The 18,178-nt window shown below is 71.3% G+C and carries 15 protein-coding genes and 3 pseudogenes; 9 read left to right on the top strand and 9 right to left on the bottom strand.

All coding sequences use genetic code 11. The features are described 5' to 3' along the window. From ACVNF4_RS01230 to ACVNF4_RS01215, 4 genes are all read right to left on the bottom strand, one after another. Positions 1 to 337 (bottom strand): 2-oxoglutarate dehydrogenase E1 subunit family protein (locus ACVNF4_RS01230; RefSeq protein WP_461800723.1); only part of this gene is annotated, 337 nt, incomplete at its 3' end. Between the two features lie 237 nt (positions 338 to 574). Beyond that, on the bottom strand, positions 575 to 1,678 hold the full coding sequence (locus ACVNF4_RS01225) for a sensor histidine kinase (protein ID WP_461800722.1): 1,104 nt from the start codon (positions 1,676 to 1,678) through the stop codon (positions 575 to 577). Continuing rightward, positions 1,675 to 2,415: a response regulator transcription factor gene (locus ACVNF4_RS01220; protein ID WP_055721112.1), complete on the bottom strand. Its 741-nt coding sequence runs from the start codon at positions 2,413 to 2,415 to the stop codon at positions 1,675 to 1,677. Before ACVNF4_RS01220 ends, ACVNF4_RS01225 begins: the two co-directional genes overlap by 4 nt. Positions 2,416 to 2,536: 121 nt before the next feature. Beyond that, positions 2,537 to 3,217: a spermine/spermidine synthase domain-containing protein gene (locus ACVNF4_RS01215; protein ID WP_461800721.1), complete on the bottom strand. Its 681-nt coding sequence runs from the start codon at positions 3,215 to 3,217 to the stop codon at positions 2,537 to 2,539. A gap of 178 nt (positions 3,218 to 3,395) precedes the next feature. On the opposite strand from ACVNF4_RS01215, the gene ACVNF4_RS01210 reads away from it, so the two are divergent. Further along, the gene (locus ACVNF4_RS01210; protein ID WP_461800720.1) at positions 3,396 to 4,187 is read left to right on the top strand and encodes a rhomboid-like protein; all 792 of its coding nucleotides are present in this window, start codon (positions 3,396 to 3,398) and stop codon (positions 4,185 to 4,187) included. A 108-nt stretch (positions 4,188 to 4,295) separates the two neighbouring features. On the opposite strand, the pseudogene ACVNF4_RS01205 reads toward ACVNF4_RS01210, so the two are convergent. Continuing rightward, positions 4,296 to 4,466: pseudogene (locus ACVNF4_RS01205) on the bottom strand (DUF5954 family protein); the annotation flags it as partial. Positions 4,467 to 4,657: 191 nt separating this feature from the next. Between ACVNF4_RS01205 and lon the strand changes: the two are divergent. Both lon and ACVNF4_RS01195 read left to right on the top strand, forming a co-directional pair. After that, positions 4,658 to 7,078 (top strand): endopeptidase La, encoded by a 2,421-nt coding sequence (lon, locus tag ACVNF4_RS01200; protein ID WP_461800719.1) that lies wholly within the window; start codon positions 4,658 to 4,660, stop codon positions 7,076 to 7,078. A 151-nt stretch (positions 7,079 to 7,229) separates the two neighbouring features. Then, positions 7,230 to 7,697 carry a MarR family winged helix-turn-helix transcriptional regulator gene (locus ACVNF4_RS01195; RefSeq protein ID WP_461800718.1) on the top strand — a complete coding sequence of 156 codons (468 nt, stop codon included), beginning with the start codon at positions 7,230 to 7,232 and terminating at the stop codon, positions 7,695 to 7,697. Positions 7,698 to 7,701: 4 nt separating this feature from the next. Here the strand turns inward: ACVNF4_RS01195 and ACVNF4_RS01190 are convergent, their stop codons facing one another. Next, a complete protein-coding gene (locus tag ACVNF4_RS01190; protein WP_461800717.1) occupies positions 7,702 to 8,490 on the bottom strand; it encodes a protein phosphatase 2C domain-containing protein in 789 nt (262 codons plus the stop codon). 369 nt (positions 8,491 to 8,859) lie between these two features. Here ACVNF4_RS01190 and ACVNF4_RS01185 point away from each other — a divergent pair. From ACVNF4_RS01185 to ACVNF4_RS01165, 5 genes and pseudogenes are all read left to right on the top strand, one after another. Beyond that, positions 8,860 to 11,121: pseudogene (locus tag ACVNF4_RS01185) on the top strand (sensor histidine kinase); the annotation flags it as partial. Between the two features lie 1,862 nt (positions 11,122 to 12,983). Continuing rightward, positions 12,984 to 13,481 (top strand): roadblock/LC7 domain-containing protein, encoded by a 498-nt coding sequence (locus tag ACVNF4_RS01180; protein ID WP_461800716.1) that lies wholly within the window; start codon positions 12,984 to 12,986, stop codon positions 13,479 to 13,481. Next, positions 13,478 to 13,888 (top strand): DUF742 domain-containing protein, encoded by a 411-nt coding sequence (locus ACVNF4_RS01175; RefSeq protein ID WP_461800715.1) that lies wholly within the window; start codon positions 13,478 to 13,480, stop codon positions 13,886 to 13,888. Before ACVNF4_RS01180 ends, ACVNF4_RS01175 begins: the two co-directional genes overlap by 4 nt. Beyond that, positions 13,869 to 14,510, top strand: coding sequence for a GTP-binding protein (locus ACVNF4_RS01170; protein WP_461800714.1), 642 nt, complete (start codon positions 13,869 to 13,871; stop codon positions 14,508 to 14,510). Before ACVNF4_RS01175 ends, ACVNF4_RS01170 begins: the two co-directional genes overlap by 20 nt. A 14-nt stretch (positions 14,511 to 14,524) precedes the next feature. Further along, a complete protein-coding gene (locus ACVNF4_RS01165) occupies positions 14,525 to 15,772 on the top strand; it encodes a styrene monooxygenase/indole monooxygenase family protein (RefSeq protein WP_461800713.1) in 1,248 nt (415 codons plus the stop codon). Here ACVNF4_RS01165 and ACVNF4_RS01160 read toward each other — a convergent pair. Next, positions 15,727 to 16,059: pseudogene (locus ACVNF4_RS01160) on the bottom strand (alkene reductase); the annotation flags it as partial. The gene ACVNF4_RS01165 and the pseudogene ACVNF4_RS01160 overlap by 46 nt on opposite strands. On the opposite strand from ACVNF4_RS01160, the gene ACVNF4_RS01155 reads away from it, so the two are divergent. Further along, positions 15,964 to 16,170: a hypothetical protein gene (locus tag ACVNF4_RS01155; protein WP_461800725.1), complete on the top strand. Its 207-nt coding sequence runs from the start codon at positions 15,964 to 15,966 to the stop codon at positions 16,168 to 16,170. The pseudogene ACVNF4_RS01160 and the gene ACVNF4_RS01155 overlap by 96 nt on opposite strands. Positions 16,171 to 16,366: 196 nt before the next feature. Here ACVNF4_RS01155 and ACVNF4_RS01150 read toward each other — a convergent pair whose 3' ends face one another. Further along, complete coding sequence (locus ACVNF4_RS01150; RefSeq protein ID WP_461800712.1) at positions 16,367 to 17,383, bottom strand: C40 family peptidase; 1,017 nt, start codon at positions 17,381 to 17,383, stop codon at positions 16,367 to 16,369. 338 nt (positions 17,384 to 17,721) lie between these two features. Next, entirely contained in the window at positions 17,722 to 18,156 is a 435-nt protein-coding gene (locus tag ACVNF4_RS01145) for a VOC family protein (RefSeq protein ID WP_461800711.1), read from the bottom strand. Positions 18,157 to 18,178 lie beyond the last annotated feature (22 nt).

Here is an 18,178-nt window from a genome sequence, read left to right as displayed (position 1 = left end):
CGGGCTGGGGAGCCGGTGCCTGGGCCGGTGCCGCGGGAGCCGCGGGAGCGGGGGTGGTGACAGGTGCCACGGGCGTGGCGGCGGGCTTCACGGACGTGGTCCCCGTGGCCCCCGGAGCTGCTGCCGCGGCCGGAGCGGCGGCCTCGGCAGCCCCCGGCTTGTAGTCGGCGAAGAAGTCCCACCAGGCCCGGTCCACAGAGTTCGGATCCTGGAGGTACTGCTGATAGATCTCGTCGACAAGCCACTCGTTGGGTCCGAAGGCGGCGGCGGGATTGTTACCCGCTCGGTCCGCTTCGGCCGAGGTGCTCGATCCGTTATTGGGGGACTGTGACGACACGGCGGCAACCGCCCTCTTCCGCTTCACAAGGTGATGGACAGCGGGAATAAAGGCTACGCCTCCAAAACCGAGAAGGAGAGGCCGGGCCGCCCCATCGTCGCGTAAGTCACATCGAACGCCGTGTTTCATCGCCGGAAATGGCGGGAAACAAGCGGGGTTCCGCTCGAAACGGCTTCTCTTCGTCCACGATGACGCAGGTCCGGCACCTTTACTGCCCGACGATGATCGAACTGTACGTCAACCGCCGACCTGGGACTCCCCCGGAAGGGTGACGAGAATCCGGCAGCCACGCTCCGATTCGGCCACCCCGATCCGGCCGCCGTGCAGATCGACGGCCCAGCGCGCGATCGCCAGCCCGAGCCCCGTACCCCCGTCGCTGCCGGGACCGTGCGGCCGCCGGACATTGCCGCGGTTGAACCGCTCGAAGACCCCGCGCCACTCGGAGCGCGGGATGCCCGGACCCTCGTCCAGCACCTCCAGCTCCAGCGAGTCGGGCTGCGCTCCCCGGCGGGCCTTCAGCGTGACGCGGCCGTGCGGCGGGCTGTGCTTGACGGCGTTGTCGATGAGGTTCGCGACGACCTGGTGGATGCGCTCGGGGTCGGCGTGCGCGGTCAGCTCGGGCGGCGACACGTCGAGGTGCAGATGGACGTCCGAACGAGTGTGGTTCCCGGAGCCGGAGGCCATCCCCGCGCGCGCCGAGGCGACCATGTTGGCCTCCTTCAGCACGCCCGAGAGATAGGGCCACACCTCGAAACGCCGCTTGCGCAGCGGGACGACGCCGTTGTCCAGCCGGGACAGGTCGAGCAGGGTCTCCACCAGCCGGCCGAGCCGCTCGGTCTGCTTCAGCGCCGTCCGCATGGTCTCCGTGTCGGCCTCGGCGATACCGTCGACCACGTTCTCCAGGACGGCCCGCAGCCCCGCGATCGGGGTGCGCAGCTCGTGCGAGACGTTCGCCACCAGCTCCTTGCGCTGCTGGTACTGCGCCTCCAGCTCGTCGGCCATGACGTTGATCGTCTCGGCCAGGTCGCCCAGCTCGTCCCGCCGGTTCTCGCGGACCCGGCGCGTGTAGTCGCCCTGCGCGATGGACTTGGCGACCAGGTTCATCTCGTCCAGCGGGGCCGTCAGCGAGTGCGCGACGAACTGGGTGATCAGCAGCGTCGCGATCATCGAGAAGACCACGATGAACCGCAGCTCGGTCTTCGTGTGCACGGCGATCATCGACAGGCCGGTCGTGATCAGCACCGAGATGACGACGAGGGCACCGAGCTTGGTCTTGATCGAGAACGGCCGCATACCTGCCCAGGGCTCCCCTCTCGGCCCGCCCTCCGGCCCGCCGCTCATGGCGTCGGGGTCTCCAGCGCGTAACCGACACCGTGCACGGTGCGGATGCGTTCGGCGCCGATCTTCCGGCGCAGCGCCTTGATGTGGCTGTCGACCGTACGGGTGCCGGAGGCGTCCGCCCAGTCCCAGACCTCGGCGAGGAGCTGCTCGCGGGAGAGCACCGCGCGCGGGGTGTTCGCCAGGCACACCAGGAGGTCGAACTCGGTGGGCGTCAGGTGCACGTCCTCCGAGCGGACCCTCACCCGGCGCTGCGCGTGGTCGATCTCCAGCTCGCCCAGGCGCAGGATGCCCGAGCGGGGGGTCGCGGCGGCGATGGCGGCCCGCTCGACCCGGCGCAGCAGGACGTGCACGCGCGCGGCCAGCTCCCGCATGGAGAACGGCTTGGTCATGTAGTCGTCCGCGCCGACCCCGAGCCCGACCAGCATGTCGGTCTCGTCGTCGCGTGCGGTGAGCATCAGTACCGGGACAGGCCGCTGGGCCTGCACGCGACGGCAGACCTCCAGCCCGTCGAAGCCCGGCAGCATGATGTCGAGAATCAGCAGGTCCGGCTGCCAGGCCTCGGCCGTGTCGACCGCTGCCGGACCGTCTCCGGCCGTTTGCACGAGGAATCCCTCGGCGCGCAGTCGGGCCGCGATGGCGTCGACGATCGTCTGGTCGTCCTCGACGACCAGAACGCGGCGCTGAGCGCCCGGGGTAGCCGTCGTCGTGCCGTTCTGCGAGGTGTGTGTCTGCTCCATCGCCCGCCCCTGGGGTGCTTTCCGGAATCCGTGGGGTGATCCCATGTCTGCGCATGACTGCGACCGGCGCATGAATGATCGGCGCCAGGTGAGCAGCGTACGGGGAGTGACATCCGCATTGCTATCCAGGGCGGAGAGCGAGATGCACCACGTCCGGAACGCCTCGGGCAACGGGCACCTCTTCGGTACGCACCCCCCGGAACCCGGCATTCCAGAGGGTTCGCTCGAAGTCGGACGACGGTTTCGCCGACCACACCGCGAGTACGCCCCCCGGCGCCAACACCCGCGCGCAGCTTGCGAGTCCGGCGGGGCCGTACAGCCCGTCGTTGCCCTCTGTGACGGTCCATTCGGGACCGTTGTCGATGTCCAGACAGAGCGCGTCGAACGTGTCGGATGTCTCACGCAGGAAATCGAGGAGATCGGTGACGACGACGCCGGCGCGCGGATCGTCCAGGGCCGCCCTCGACACCTCCCCCAGGGGGCCGTCCGTGTGCCAGTCGAGGATCGCCTGCTCGCGTTCCACAACGGTGATCTTCGACCAGCCGGGGTCGGCGGTGGCGTGTGCGAGCGAGAAGCCGACGCCGAGGCCGCCGATCAGGAGGGCGGGGTGTTCCTTTTCGAGGGTCCGGCGTGCGGCGTCGATCAGGAGGCGTTCCGAGCGGCCGTCCGAGGTGTCCATCAGGAAGCAGCCGTTCGCGATGATCTGGAGGTGGGGGCCGTGTCTGCGCAACACGACTTCTCCGTAGGGGCCTTCGCGGCGGTCGAGGATCTCGGGGGGTTGCGGTGGCGTCGGCGAGGGCATCGGCCCATCCTGGCACTCTGGGGGGTGCGGGCCGACGGAATTTCACTGTCCGGGGTTGTGTTCGGCCCGTGCGTGAGCTTGAGAGGTTGCTGAGAATCCACTCCAACGTGGTCTGAGTCACAGACAGCGGGCATGTGGGGCGCGAAGGGTGTAGCCGAAACGGAAGGAGCGCCTCACGGTGGAACGTACCGAGACGGCTGAAACGCCGGGTGCCGAGGCGCCCGGGGCGCTGCTGGACGGGGTGCCGAGACAGCGAGGGGTGGCGGCTGCGGCTCCTGCCGTCGTTCCGGTGCTGGACGCGCCTGCCGCGGACACGCCTGTTCCGCGGGTGTGGCGGCTGCTGCCGACGCCCACCGGTACGCCGTTCACCTTCTGGTACGCCGTCCTGCTCGTCGTCACCTCGTACGTCGCCGACACGGCGGATCCCTCCTGGGTGGACGGAGTGCTCCAGGCGTCCAGCACGGACGTCACCCATCTGGTCCACGCGCCGGCGCTGGTGCTGGTCGCCAGCGCGCTGTGGGTGGCCGGGGGGCTCGGCTCGCCCTTCGTCGCCGTCTTCCTGCTGGTGCTGACCGCCCTCGAACGGCGTCTCGGGGGTGCGCGGACCGCCGCTGTCTTCCTCACCGGCCACGTCGTCGCGACCCTCTCCACCGAGCTGCCCGTCGGGCTCGCCGTCCTCGTCGGGCACCTGCCCGAGACCTCCCTCCACCGCTACGACTACGGGATCAGCTTCGGGGTGGCCGCGAGTGTGGGGGCGCTGTGCGGGGTGCTGCGGCCGTGGGTGCGGTGGCCGGTGCTCGCGGGGTTCGGGGGGCTGCTGCTCCAGGACCTCGCGAACATGACCGACCCGGTGAGCAACTGGGGGCATGTGATCGCGTTGAGCGTGGGGGTGGGGCTGTGGCGGTGGGTGCGGAGGTGGAACGCGGAGGGGGTGGCTGCGGGTGAGGTGGCCGGGACGGTGAGGTCCTGAAGCGGCGTTGAGCGGGGTGCGTCTTCGGGCCGTACCGGTCGACGTCGGAGGGGTGGGGGGTCTCGGGCCGTCCGGGCCCATGCGGACGACCCTCTCGACGCGGCAGACGCGGAAGTGCCGGCCGGCCTCGGTCGCCTCGTCGGCCCGGCCCGCCGCGCGGAACTCCTCGGCCGCCTGGGCGTACTCCGCCTCGCGGTCCTCGTCCTGCCGGTGCCGGAGCGGTCGGCGCAGGTTCAGCGGATCTGCCTGGTGATCGGTGCGGTCGGCGCACGCCGCCATCACGTCACCTGGTCCCCGGTCGTCCATCCCCTGGTCGTCGCCGCGCCCCCGGTGGAGGCACTGCGCCGCTGACACCCCGCCCGACCTGCGGAATCCGGCTGATCGCTGACGGCGAACACGGGGCTGGGAACATTCGGGTGGCCCCATGCATTGAGTCGGCATAGCTCAACTTGACTGCCGAAGGGGAGATCATGGCTTCGTCGTCCTCAACGCTCACTCTGCCGGTGCTGCCGCTCGACGGCGAGGTCGTGCTGCCGGGCATGGTGGTTCCGCTGGATCTGAATGACGCTGATGTGAGGGCCGCGGTGGAGGCCGCGCAGGCCGCCGCGCGCGGTGGGGCCGGAAAGCCGAGGGTGCTGCTGGTGCCCCGGGTGGACGGGAATTACGTGGGGACGGGGGTGCTCGGGACCGTCGAGCAGGTCGGACGGCTGGCGGACGGTGACCCGGGGGTGCTGATCCGAGGGCGCGCGCGAGTGCGGATCGGAGCCGGGACGACCGGGCCCGGGGCCGCGCTGTGGGTGGAGGGGACCCGGATCGACGAGGAGGTTCCGGAGCCGCTGCCCGGCAGCGTGACGGACCTCGTCAAGGAGTACAAGGCGCTGGCCACCGCCTGGCTGCGCAAGCGCGGCGCCTGGCAGGTCGTCGACCGCGTCCAGGCCATCGACGACGTCTCGGCGCTCGCGGACAACTCCGGCTACTCCCCGTTCCTCACCCTCGACCAGAAGACCGAACTGCTGGAGACCGGCGACCCGGTCGCCCGCCTCAAGCTGGCCACCCAGCAACTCCGCGACCACCTCGCCGAGCAGGACGTCGCGGAGACGATCGCGAAGGACGTCCAGGAGGGCGTCGACAAGCAGCAGCGCGAGTTCCTGCTCCGCCGCCAGCTCGACGCCGTCCGCAAGGAGCTGCGCGAGCTGAACGGCGAGTCCGAGGGCGAGGAGTCCGACGACTACCGCGCCCGCGTCGAGGCCGCCGACCTCCCCGAGAAGGTCCGCGAGGCCGCCCTCAAGGAGGTCGACAAGCTGGAGCGCTCCAGCGACCAGTCCCCCGAGGGCTCCTGGATCCGCACCTGGCTGGACACGGTCCTCGAACTCCCGTGGAACGAGCGTACGCAGGACGCGTACGACATCCAGGGCGCCAAGTCGGTCCTGGACGCCGAGCACGCGGGCCTGGAGGACGTGAAGGAGCGCATCACCGAGTACCTCGCCGTCCGCAAGCGGCGTGGCGACCGGGGCCTCGGCGTCATCGGCGGCAGGCGCGGGGGCGCCGTCCTCGCTCTCGTCGGGCCGCCCGGCGTCGGCAAGACGAGCCTCGGGGAGTCCGTGGCGCACGCGATGGGCCGCAAGTTCGTCCGCGTCGCCCTCGGCGGTGTGCGGGACGAGGCGGAGATCCGGGGCCACCGGCGGACGTACGTCGGCGCGCTGCCCGGCCGGATCGTGCGGGCGATCAAGGAGGCCGGTTCGATGAACCCGGTCGTCCTGCTCGACGAGATCGACAAGGTCGGCTCCGACTTCCGCGGCGACCCCGCCGCGGCCCTCCTCGAAGTCCTCGACCCCGCGCAGAACCACACCTTCCGCGACCACTACCTGGAGGTCGAACTCGACCTGTCGGACGTGGTGTTCCTCGCCACGGCCAACGTCCTGGAGGCCATCCCGGAGGCCCTGCTCGACCGCATGGAGCTGGTCCGCCTCGACGGCTACACGGAGGACGAGAAGGTCGTCATCGCCCGCGACCACCTGCTCCCGCGCCAACTGGAGCGGGCCGGGCTCAGCGCGGACGAGGTGACGCTCGACGAGAGCGCGCTGCGCAAGCTGGCCGGGGAGTACACCCGCGAGGCCGGCGTGCGCACCCTGGAGCGGTCCATCGCACGCCTGCTCCGCAAGGTCGCCGCCCAGCACGAACTGGGCGAGCGGGAACTGCCGTTCACCATCCGGGACGAGGACCTGCGCGAGCTCATCGGCCGCCCGCACCACGTCCCCGAGTCCGCCCAGGACCCGGCCGAGCGCCGGACGGCCGTCCCCGGTGTCGCCACCGGCCTCGCGGTGACCGGCGCCGGCGGTGACGTCCTGTTCGTCGAGGCGTCCCTGGCCGACCCGGAGACGGGCGCGGCGGGCCTCACCCTGACCGGTCAGCTCGGCGACGTGATGAAGGAGTCCGCGCAGATCGCGCTCAGCTTCCTGCGCTCGCGCGGCGCCGAACTGGAACTGCCGGTCGGCGACCTCAAGGACCGGGGCGTGCACATCCACTTCCCGGCGGGCGCGGTCCCCAAGGACGGCCCGAGCGCCGGTATCACCATGACGACCGCGCTGGCCTCGCTGCTCTCCGGGCGGCTGGTCCGCACCGACGTCGCGATGACCGGCGAGGTGTCCCTGACCGGGCGCGTGCTGCCCATCGGCGGCGTCAAGCAGAAGCTGCTGGCCGCCCACCGGGCCGGGGTGAAGACCGTCATCATCCCCAAGCGGAACGAGGCCGACCTGGACGACGTCCCGGCGGAGGTCCTGGAGAAGCTGGACGTCCATGCCGTGACGGATGTGCGGCAGGTGCTGGAGCTGGCGCTGACGCCGGCCGTGGCCTCGACTTCGGCTTCGTCGGAGGTTCCGGTGGCGGCGTGACGGCGTCATCGGTCGGTGCGGAGGCTCGGGTTCCCCTTCGGAGGGGCTCGGGCCTCCGCCCGTACCCGGGCCTGACAAGCCCCCTACACCGACCTGCGAAATACTGTCCGAGCCGCAGCGATGAGCAGGGCGAACGACAGGGAGCACCGAAGTGAGTGACGACGGTATCGGCGGCGTCGTGGGAGGGGCCGACCGGGAGTTCCTCTCGCTGGAGCGGGAGCTGACCGTGTTGCTGCGGCGGGCTCGGGCGAACCAGGGGGAGATGGCGCGGGAGGTCCACCCCGATCTGGAACCGGCCGCGTACGGGTTGCTCGTGCGGCTGGAGGAGACCGGGCGGCGCCGGGCGACGGAACTGGCCGCGTACATCGGCGTCGGGAAGGCGACGATGTCCCGGCAGCTGCGGGCGCTGGAGGAGCTGGGCCTGATCGCCCGCGAGCCCGACCCGGCGGACGGCAGGGCGTGGCTCGTCGACCTCACGGAGGAGGGCCGACGCCGGGTGAGCCGGGTCCGGGAGGCACGCCGCGCGATCTACGTCAGCCAGCTCGCCCACTGGGACCGCACGGAGGTCTCCGAACTCGCCCGGCTGCTCGCCGAGTTGAACGAAGTCATGCAGAAGTGACGTGCTACAGCTCGACGTACACGGCCGTCGCGTCGTCGTGCGTCTTGCTGCGCCCCAGGAACTCCCGTGCCTCGGCGTCCGCCGACTCCAACTCCCTTACGCGGCGCACGAGTCCGCTCGCACCCTCCTTGCGGAGACAGGACAGCAGGTCGGTCCAGTCGCCCTCGTGGAACTTCTCGGTCCAGCGGGAGGCGCCGTCGGACAGGCCGGTCAGTGAACGCACCTCGGCGCGGGACGCCCGTCCCGTCACCGCCCGCGCGGCCACCGACGGGTCGGCGGCGGCGGTGAAGAAGCCGCCCTCCTTGTTGCGGGCGCGGGCGTCGGTGACCTCGTCGGAGACGAGCAGCGCGCGGGGCAGCCGGGCCAGCCGGTCGTCGAGGACGGGGGAGACGGCGCCGTCCGGGGACTCCAGGAGGAGCGCCGCGTCGGACAGGACGAGGTACTCCACGACGTCGTCGTCCCAGCGGGCCAGGGCGACTGTCGCCTGTGGGGTGCGTGGGTGAGAAAGGTCACAGGTTTGTGAATGGGAGGTCGCGGTTCGGTGGATCGCCCGGGACAACGCCTCCGTCAGCGGAACATCCGGGAGGGAAACGGTCAGTTCGGTCAGTGCCCCGCCGAGCCGCGCCGTGTACCAGGGGACCGAATGCACACAGCCCGTCGCGCCGCGCGGCGGCGTCACCCCGTCCAGGACGACGAGTACACCCCCACGCCCGGCTGCGGGAACGCAGAGCGCGGCGAAATCCTCGTTGGGGCGGGCCGGATCGCCCGGCTCGGACACAAGTTCCGTACGCATCCCACCAGTCTGCACATATGTCGGTGCACGGGGGGTGAACGGCTCGCGATGATCGTCCCGTTGACGCTTCTTTGCAGGTCAGAAAGGTGATTTGGGAGGGAATCGCGTACTCCGGGAAGGCGTGGTGGAGCATCCTCCCAAAGCCCGGCGCCCGCGTCCAACCGGCGGTCGGGAGAGGGGGCCGGTGCGTGCCGGTGGAACTTGCCCGCCAACTCCCCTCCGATGTTCACTCCTTCGGGTGGCGGGTCAGGTGATGAGCGCTTCCCGCCCACCGGCACTGGGAGGGTCGGGAACCGTACCGGTTGTGCGCTGTTGTTGACCGAGCGTCATCCGGTCCCATGGGTACACGAATCAGGAATGCGAGCACCGGTGCAGAAGACGCGGCCTCGGCGCACAGAACAGTCGGCCTCCGAGGTTTCGGGCACGGGCGCGGAGCCGCTGCCTCCCGTCGGCAAGGGCCGTCGGACCCATGTGCGCAACCGGCTGATCATCGCCGTGGCGGTCGTCGCCGCCGCGATCGGCGCCGCCGGCGCTCCGTCCGTGCTCGCGCTCTCCGCCGAACTCAAGGACTCCCAGGAGCTGGTGACGCTCGCCGGGCAGACCCAGGAGGCGCTGGTCCTCGCGCACTCCCTCGCCGACGAGCGCGACCAGATCACCGCCTACCTCGCGACCGGCCGCGACAAGAAGAGCGCACCGGACCCGCAGATCACCGCCCGCGTCGACCGGCAGATCGGCGACCTGCGCGCCGCCGGGAACCTCCCCGCCGCCGTCGACGGCATCGCCACGATCCGCACGGGCGCCCTCGCCGGCAAGAGCACCCCGCTCCAGGCCCACGAGTCCTACACCAAGACGATCACCGAGCTGCACCGGCTCGCCGAGCGCCTCGCCCAGCAGACCCCGCCGCGCGCGGGCGCCGGAGCCTACGCCCTCACCGAACTCGACTCGGCCGTCCAACAGGCCGCCGCCGCACGGGGGTTGCTGGTCGCCGCCCTCGACGTCCCGGTGAGCGACAGCTACGACACCTCCGGCGCCGCCGAGTCGCGCGACGCGCTCAGCGCCGCCGCCCAACAGGCCCGCGTCCGCTCGGACTCGGCACTCGCCGACTTCCACGAGACCGCGCCGACGAGCATGACCGGCGCCTACGACTCGACGGTGACCGGTGGTGAGAACGACGCCGCCGAGAAGTACTTGACGGAGCTGACCGACCAACCGGTGCTGGACAACGGCGACTTGGACACCGACCCGGCGAAGGTGTCGGCCGCGCTCTCCGCCCGCATCGAGCTGATGCGCGGCGTCGAGGCGTCCCTCTTCGACCGGCGCACCAAGGAACTTGAGGTGCTCCGCGACGACGACGTGACCTCGCTGGAGGTGCGGGTCGCGCTGCTCGGGGCGCTGATGCTGGTCGCCGTCGGGGTCGCCACCGGGATGGCCCGCAGCCTCACCCGGCCGCTGTCCGCCGTCCGCCGGGGGGCCGCGCGGATCGCCGAGGCGGCGGAACCCGGCGCCGAGGAACCCGTCAAGTTCACCGGCCGCAACGACGAGTTCGCGCAGGTCGTCCGGTCCGTGAACGCGCTGCACGCGCACGCGGCCGGGCTGCACGAGCGGATCGGCACGCTGGAGGCCGACCGTAAGCACCTGGTCGGGCAGCGGCAGGAGATGGCCGACGCGCGCGCGGAACTGAGGGCCGAACTCGACGCCGCCACCGGGCAGTTGGAGCGGCTGCGGGCGTCCATCGGGTCGACCTTCGTCAACCTCTCGCTGCGCACCCTCGGGCTGGTCGAGCGTCAACTCGCCGTCATCGAGGGGCTGGAGGAGCGGGAGCAGGATCCCGAGCGGCTCGCCACGCTGTTCAAGCTGGACCACTTCGCGACCGTCATGCGGCGGCACAACGAGAACCTGCTCGTCCTCGCCGGGGCGCAGCACGAGCAGCAACACCCCGGTCCCGTACCGCTGGTGGACGTCGTGCGGGCCGCCGTCTCCGAGATCGAGCGCTATGAGCGGGTGCGGATCTCGTCGTTGCCGCCGCACGCCCACATCGCCGGGTTCGCCGCCGACGATCTGTCCCATCTCCTCGCCGAGTTGATGGAGAACGCGACGTCCTTCTCGCCGCCCGACCTGCCCGTCGAGGTCTCCGGGTGGCTCCTGGAGAACGGCGACGTCATGCTCTCCGTCCAGGACGAGGGCGTCGGCATCGAGTCCGCCCGCCGTGACACCCTCAACTCCCGCCTCACCGAACCTGACTTGGACACACCGTTCGCCGGTGAGGACGAGGAGGGGCTCGGCCTCTACGTCGTCTCCCGGCTCGCCCACCGGCACGCCGTCCGTGTCCGGCTGCGCAGCCAGAAGAAATCCTCCGGCACCGCCGCGGTCGTCGTCGTCCCGACAGCGGTCCTGTCCCCGGCCCCGGCCGGCGCGGTCCCGTCCGCCGAGACCGTCCCCCTTTCGGCCGCGGTGTCCCTTCCCGGCGCCGACGCCGAGGCCAACTCCCATGTCATCAATGGGCGTTCGCGGGGTGGGGATCTTGCGGTGGAGTTGGCGGAGAGGGCGATTCGGCGGGCGGGGGGTGGGGTTCCCAGTGAGGGGGCTGAGGGTGCGGACGGTGCTGGGGTTGAGGGTGAAGCTGGAATCGAGGCTGAGGTTGGGGCTGAGGTCGGGGTCGAGGCTGAGGTCGGTGCCGGGGTAGGGGCTGAGGTCGGGGTTGGGGGTGAAGCCGGGGTCGAGGCCGGTGCCGGTGTCAGGGTCGGTGCTGGTGCTGGTGCTGGTGCTGGTGCTGGAGCCGAGGCCGAGGTCGAGGTCGGTGCCGAGGTCGGGGTCGGTGCTGCGCGGGCCGGAGTTGAGGCCCTGGACGGGGAGTCCGCTGAGGGTGCCTTGCCTTCAGGGGGTGGTGCCACGTCAGAGGCCGATGTCACCGTTCAGGCCCGCGTCATGTCCGAGGTTGGCGGCGCGGGCGTCGTGGCGGTGGACGGTGCCGGACTCGGGGCGGGGCTCGGAGACGGTGAGGGGGAAGCGGTTGCGGCTGTGTCTCCCGAATCGTCCGCTGCTGTCGAGGGGTTCACCTCGGATGAACGGCCCGCTCCCGGTGATCGGGCTGACGGGGACGGGTACACCGGTGCCGAGTCTGGCGCCCGGTCCGACGGAGTCGAGCGCGTTGACGCCGAGCCCGACGATCGAGTCGGTGCTGAGCGCGTCAGCGTTGAGTCGGGCGGTGATGTCGTCCAGGCTGTGTCCGTGTCCGTGCCTGCTTCCGGTGATGGGGCTGACCGGGACGAGTACACCGGCGTCGAGTTCGGTGCGCGGTCCGACGGAGTCGAGCGCGTCAGTGCCGAGCCCGATGACCGAGTCGGTGCTGAGCGCGTCAGCGTTGAGCTGGGCGAGTCTGCTCTTGCCGAGCGCGCCAGTGTCGAGTCGGGCGGTGATGTCGTCCAGGCTGTGCCCGCTCCCGGTGATCGGGCTGACGGGGACGGGTACACCGGCGTCGAGTCCGGTGCGCGGTCCGACGGAGTCGAGCGCGTTGACGCCGAGCCCGACGATCGAGTCGGTGCTGAGCGCGCCAGTGTCGAGCCGGGCGGTGATGTCGTCCACACTGCGCCCGCTCCCGGTGAGCCGGGCGAGTCTGCCCCCGCCGAGTCCGTTGAGCTTCCCGTCTCCTCCGAGACGACCATGGCCCTCCTTCTCCCGCCCGCCCCGGGAGGGGAAACGGTCCCGCGCCCGGGATCTGGTGGCGGGGTGGACCTTGGTGCTGATCCGCGTGCGGAGGCTCCTCGGGAGGCTGACGTGGACGCGCGGGGCGGTCACGAACGGCGTCGGCGTCTTGACCGCCGAGCCGGTGCTGACGACTGGCCGGGTGCTGATCGCCGATCCGGCGCAGACCTTCGGCCCGGTGCTGACGACTGGCCGGGCGCAGACCTCCGTCCTGGCGCAAACCGCCGATCCGGTGCTGACGACTGGCCCGGTGCTGAGCAGCGGCCGGGCGCATTCCGCCTGCCGGGTACCGACCACCGGCCCGGTACCGACCACCGGCCCGGTACCGACCACCGGCCCGGTACCGACCACCGGCCCGGTACCGACCACCAGCCCGACGCCGACCGCCTGCCCGGCGCCGATCCGCGTGTCGGCGTCACCCCGCGAACTACCCCCCGCGTCGGCCCCGCCGTGGAACCCGCCCCCGCCTCCGCGGAGCACGCCCGTGCCGAAGGTGAGGAGCAGGTCACCGCGAAGGGGTTGCCCAAGCGGACGCCCAAGGTGAGTGCGCCGGAGGCGGTGGTGCGGCCGAGGGCGGGTGGGGTGGACGCGGAGGCGCTCAGGAAGAAGCTCGGAGGGTTTCGGCAGGGGGCCGTGGCCGGGTACCGGGACGCGGAGTCGGAGCTCGCGGAGGAGACGGTCAAGGTGGAACTGCCTGCCCAACAGGGGGAGTTGCCCGCACAGCGGGGGCAGCGCGGGGAGCCGGGAATCGCCGGGGAAGCCATGGGGGGCACAGTCGAGGAGGCAAGCAGTTGACCGCGCCCAGTACCTTCGGCCTGAGCAGCGAAGCCCGTAACCTGCACTGGCTGCTGAACAACTTGGTGGAGGAGGTCCCCGGCATCCAGTCGGTGGCCGTCGTCTCCTCCGACGGCCTGTTGCTGCTCTCCTCCGACCCGGGCCTCAACGCCCAGGCGAAGGAGGTGAGTTCACAGAAGCCCAGCGGCCCCAAAGGCTCCGCCGCAGACCTCGCGACGATCGTCTCCGGCATCGGCAGCCTCACCCTCGGCGCCGCCCGCCTGATGGACTTCGGCACCGCGAAGAACACGATGGTCGCGATGGACGACGGCAGCCTCTGCGTGATGTCGATCAGCGACGGCTCCCTCCTCGGCGTCCACGGGAACGCGGACTGCGACATGAGCGTCGTCGCCTACCACATGGCCCTGTTCGTCGGCCGCGTCGGACACGTCCTGACCCCCGAACTCCGCACGGAACTACGGAAGTCGCTGGAGGCGGAAGGGGGCGCCCGATGACCGACGGCAGGAAACAGCTCCCGACACGCGGCGGAAACCGCCGCCCCGCCCGCGTCCGCCCCTACTCCCTGACCGGCGGCCGGACCCGCTTCGGCCACGTCCTCCTCGTCGAGACCTTCGTCGCCGCTCTCGAAGCGCCGGAGGAACACAAGGAGTTGACGAACCGTCAGCCTGATCTCAGGGGCCTCCCGGAACTCGCCGCCATCATCGAACTCTGCCGCCGCATGCGCACGGTCGCCGAGATCGCCGCCTTGCTGCGCATGCCCCTCGGTGTGGTCCGGGTCCTGCTGAGCGACCTCGCGGACCAGGGGAAGATCCGGGTGTACGGCACCGGTACCACCCACGGTACGGGCCGCCCGGACCGCGCACTGCTGGAAAGGGTGCTGAGTGGACTCCGTCGTCTCTGATCGCACAACCTCCGGAAGATTATGGGGAGTTGATCCGGACGAGAACCTGAAATCCTGGCAGACGGACCGCACCCGCGCCCCCGTCGCCGCGAAGATCGTCGTCGCGGGCGGCTTCGGCGTCGGCAAGACCACGCTGGTCACGGCCGTCTCGGAGATCACCCCCCTCCAGACGGAGGCCCTGATGACGCAGGCGTCCGCCGCCACGGACGACCTGACCGCCACCCCGCAGAAGCTCACGACCACGGTCGCGATGGACTTCGGCCGCCTCACGCTGGACGACGACCTGGTGCTGTACCTCTTCGGCACCCCCGGCCAGCAGCGCTTCTGGTTCATGTGGGACGACCTGGTGCGCGGCGCGATCGGCGCGGTCGTCCTCGCCGACACCCGCCGCCTCAAGGACTGCTTCCCGGCCCTGGACTACTTCGAGAGCTGCGGACTGCCGTACGTCGTCGCCGTGAACCACTTCGACGGCACCGAGCGCTACGAACCCGACGACGTACGCGAGGCGTTGACGATCCCTCAGCGGGTGCCCGTCCTCGTCATGGACGCCCGCCGCCGCATCGCGGTCATCGACACCCTCCTCTCCCTCGTCGCCCACGCGCTCGACGAAACCCCCGAATAACGACCGGAGTTGGCATGCGGAAGATACTCGTGGTGGGGGCCGGCCAGTCCGGCCTCCAGCTCGCCCTCGGCCTCCAGAAGCACGGCTACGAGGTCACCCTGATGTCCAACCGGACGTCGGACGAGATCCGTTCGGGCCGCGTGATGTCCACGCAGTGCATGTTCCACACGGCCCTCCAGCACGAACGCGACCTCGGGATCAACTTCTGGGAGAGCCAGGCCCCGAGGATCGAGGGCCTCGGTGTCTCCCTCGCCGCCCCCGGCTCCTTCGACCCCGGCTCCTCCCAGCGCGCGATCGACTGGCTCGGCCGCCTCGACGGCTACGCCCAGTCCGTCGACCAGCGCGTGAAGATGGCCGGCTGGCTGGACACGTTCGCCCAGCGCGGCGGCCAACTCGTCGTCCACGGCGCCGCGGTGGGCGACCTGGACTACTTCTCCCGGACGTACGACCTCGTCCTGGTCGCCGCCGGCAAGGGCGAGCTGGTGTCGATGTTCGCCCGCGACCCCGAACGCTCCCCGTACGACGCCCCGCAGCGCTCCCTCGCCGTCGCCTACGTCCACGGCATGGGCCCGCGCCCCGAACACCCCGACACCGAGGCCGTCCGCTGCAACCTGGTGCCCGGCGTGGGGGAGTTGTTCGTCATGCCGACCCTCACCACCTCCGGCCGCGCCGACATACTGTTCTGGGAGGGCGTCCCCGGCGGCCCCGTGGACGCCTTCGCCGGCGTCCAGGACCCCGCCGAACACCTCGCCCTCACCCTGGAGTTGATGAGGACGTTCCTGCCCTGGGAGTACGACCGGGCCAAGGACGCCGAACTCACCGACGCGGGCGCCACGTTGGCCGGCCGCTACACCCCGACCGTCCGCAACCCCGTCGGTACACTCCCCGGCGGCGGGCTGGTCCTCGGCGTCGCCGACGTCGTCGTCGCGAACGACCCGATCACCGGCCAGGGCTCCAACTCCGCCGCGAAATGCGCTGCTTCCTACCTCGGCTCCATCCTCGGCCACGGCGAGAAGGAGTTCGACGAGGAATGGATGCGGGGCACCTTCGAGCTGTACTGGGACACCGCCCGGCACGTCACCAAGTGGACCAACGCGATGCTCGCACCGCCGCCCGAGCACGTCGTCAACCTCCTCGGCGCGGCAGGACAGTTGCAGCCCGCCGCCGACCGGTTCGCCAACGGGTTCGACGACCCCGCCGACTTCGAGGACTTCTTCTACGAGCCGGAGCGGACGGCCGCGTACCTCGCGTCACTGACCTGATCGTCGGCCAACTCCAGTACCGGATAGTCGAGATACCCCTTCTCGCCACCCGTGTACATCATCAGGGCGTCCCGCACCTCATTGAGCGGGGCGCCCTCCCGTATCCGGCCGACCAGGTCCGGGTTGGCCAGGAAGGCCCGACCGAGAGCCACCAAGTCAGCCCCGGCGGCGAGGAGTTGCTCGGCCGCCCCCTGACCGCCGTCGGCGGGGAGCGTCGCCCCGAGCGCAGGGTTCCCGATCAGCGTGCCGGGCCACAGGGCGCGCAGGCGGGGGAAGAGGGGGTGGTCGTGGTGGAGGAGTTGGTGGCGGAGCGGGCTCGGATCGACCGGTTGATCGCCGAACTCGCCTTGTCGCGTGAGGTGTTGGACGAGGCGATTGGGGCGGCTTCGGGGGAGTGAGGGGAGGGGAGGAGTGAGGGCGTCGGGGTGAGAGGGCAGGTGGGGCCGCGTTGGGGTGAGCGGGGTCGGGTGGGGCTGCGTTGCGGGCGGGCGAGGCGTCGATGTGGCTGATAGTGCCCCGCACCCTTTGCGCCCGCGTCGCCTCTCCGCGCCTGTGCTGCATTGCGCCCACCCTGCCCGCTCCCCGCCCCCACTTCTAGGCCGGTCGCACCGCCCCCAGCACCGGATCGGTCGCGATGGGCGTGACCTTCACCCTGCCGCCCGGCCCCGGCGCCTGCACCACTTTCCCCTTCCCCACGTACACCGCCACGTGCGTCGCGTCCGGGCGGTACAACACCAGGTCACCCGGCTGGAGTTGACGCAGCGGCACCTTCGGCAGCCGCGCCCACTGCTCCTTCGCCGTACGCGGGATCGTCCGGCGCCAAGCCCCCACCGCCAGCCCCGAGTTGTCGTACGCGGACGGCCCCGCCGCACCCGTCTCGTACGGCTTGCCCACCTGGTCCATGGCGTAGCGCACGGCCTGTTCGCCCGCCGGGGAGGCGGGGGAGTCGGGTGTAGGGAGGGTGTCGAGGAACTCCCGCTGGCGTTGGTCGACTTGGGTGCGTTCGAGGAGGGCGAGGCGGGTGAGCTGTTCCGGGGTGAGGGAGGCGAGGAGCTTCTGGACGTCGTCGAGCCGGTGCCGGACGTCGTCGAGGGCCTTCTTCTTGCGGGCGGTGAGGGCGAGTTGGGTGTCGAGGGCGGTGCGGGCGCCGCGCGTGAGAGTGTCGCGGCGGTGTTCGTCCTGGGCCAGCCGGGTGGTCGCGGAGGCACGGTCGCGGGCGAGCTGGCCGATGACGTGGCCCTCGTCCAGGGCGTGTTGGGGGTCCTTGGCGAGGAGCAGCCGGACGTAGGGGGAGATGTCGGTGTGGGACTGGTACTGCTGGCGGGCGAGCCGCCCAGCGGTGTCGCGGCTGTCGTCCAGTGCGAGCCGGGCCCGCGTCAACTCGGTGTCGAGGCGCGTGACTTCACCCCGCTGCGCCTTGAGCCGCTCCTCGGTCGCGTTGTACGCCTCGGTGGCCGACTCCGCCTCCCGGTACAGCCGCTGAAGCTCCGTCAGCAGCTCGGCGACGGGCCGCTCGGCGGGCTCGGGCACGCCCACCGCGACCGACGGCACCAGCGCCACCTGGGCGGCCAGCGCCGCCGTGCACACCAGCCGCAGCAACCTTCCTGACATGCCATCACCTCCGCCGGGGACGGTGGATCCGTCCCGCAGGGCGAGCATCAGGCGCGGGAGAGCAGGGCGCGCGCCGGGCGTGGGCGGTCCGGCGCAACGACGTCACTCGTGCGCGTCACAGGGGGCGGGGGTCGGCGTGGCGGCTGGTGCGGTGGCGCCTGGCGGCTCACACCGCGGCTGGCTGCTTACGCCCGGGCTGGTGGCTGAGGTTCCGGTGGGTGGCTCGTATCCGGGCTGGCCGCTGACGCTCCGGTCGGCAGCTTGCACCCGTGCTGGCCGCTCACGTTCCGGTGGGCGGCTTACGCCCGGGCCGGCTGCTCGCACCCCGGCCCGGTGCCTCAGTCGAGGCAGAACTCGTTGCCCTCGACGTCCCGCATCCCGATGCAGGACTCGTTGAACTCGTCGGCGACCAGTACGCGGTCGCAGACCGCGCCGAGCGCGATCAGGCGGTCGCGCTCCGCCTTGAGCACGGCGAGCCGCTCTTCGCCGACGAGGCCGGTGCCTACGCGGACGTCGAGGTGGACGCGGTTCTTGACGACCTTGCCCTCGGGGACGCGCTGGAAGTACAACCGGGGGCCTACGCCTGTGGGGTCGGAGCAGGCGAACGAGGCGCCCTGGCGGTCGGCCGGGAGTGTGCGGTCGTAGTCCGTCCAGGAGGCGTAGCCCTCAGGTGGGGGCGGTACGACATACCCCAGTACCTCGCACCAGAAGCGGGCGACCCGCTCGGGGTTCGCACAGTCGAAGGTCACCTGGAACTGCCTGATCGTTGACACCGGCGCACCCTAGCAAGGGGGT

Source organism: Streptomyces sp. S6, from assembly GCF_054880855.1.
The sequence above is the reverse complement of the archived record's forward strand: the minus strand, read 5'-3'. Positions and strand labels throughout refer to the sequence as shown.

Coding starts and splice junctions, on each gene's coding strand:
- ACVNF4_RS01225 (WP_461800722.1), bottom strand. CDS start 1,678: ATGAGCGGCGGGCCGGAGGGCGGGCCGAGAGGGGAGCCCTGGGCAGGT.
- ACVNF4_RS01220 (WP_055721112.1), bottom strand. CDS start 2,415: ATGGAGCAGACACACACCTCGCAGAACGGCACGACGACGGCTACCCCG.
- ACVNF4_RS01215 (WP_461800721.1), bottom strand. CDS start 3,217: ATGCCCTCGCCGACGCCACCGCAACCCCCCGAGATCCTCGACCGCCGC.
- lon (WP_461800719.1), top strand. CDS start 4,658: ATGGCTTCGTCGTCCTCAACGCTCACTCTGCCGGTGCTGCCGCTCGAC.
- ACVNF4_RS01190 (WP_461800717.1), bottom strand. CDS start 8,490: ATGCGTACGGAACTTGTGTCCGAGCCGGGCGATCCGGCCCGCCCCAAC.
- ACVNF4_RS01175 (WP_461800715.1), top strand. CDS start 13,478: ATGACCGACGGCAGGAAACAGCTCCCGACACGCGGCGGAAACCGCCGC.
- ACVNF4_RS01165 (WP_461800713.1), top strand. CDS start 14,525: ATGCGGAAGATACTCGTGGTGGGGGCCGGCCAGTCCGGCCTCCAGCTC.
- ACVNF4_RS01150 (WP_461800712.1), bottom strand. CDS start 17,383: ATGTCAGGAAGGTTGCTGCGGCTGGTGTGCACGGCGGCGCTGGCCGCC.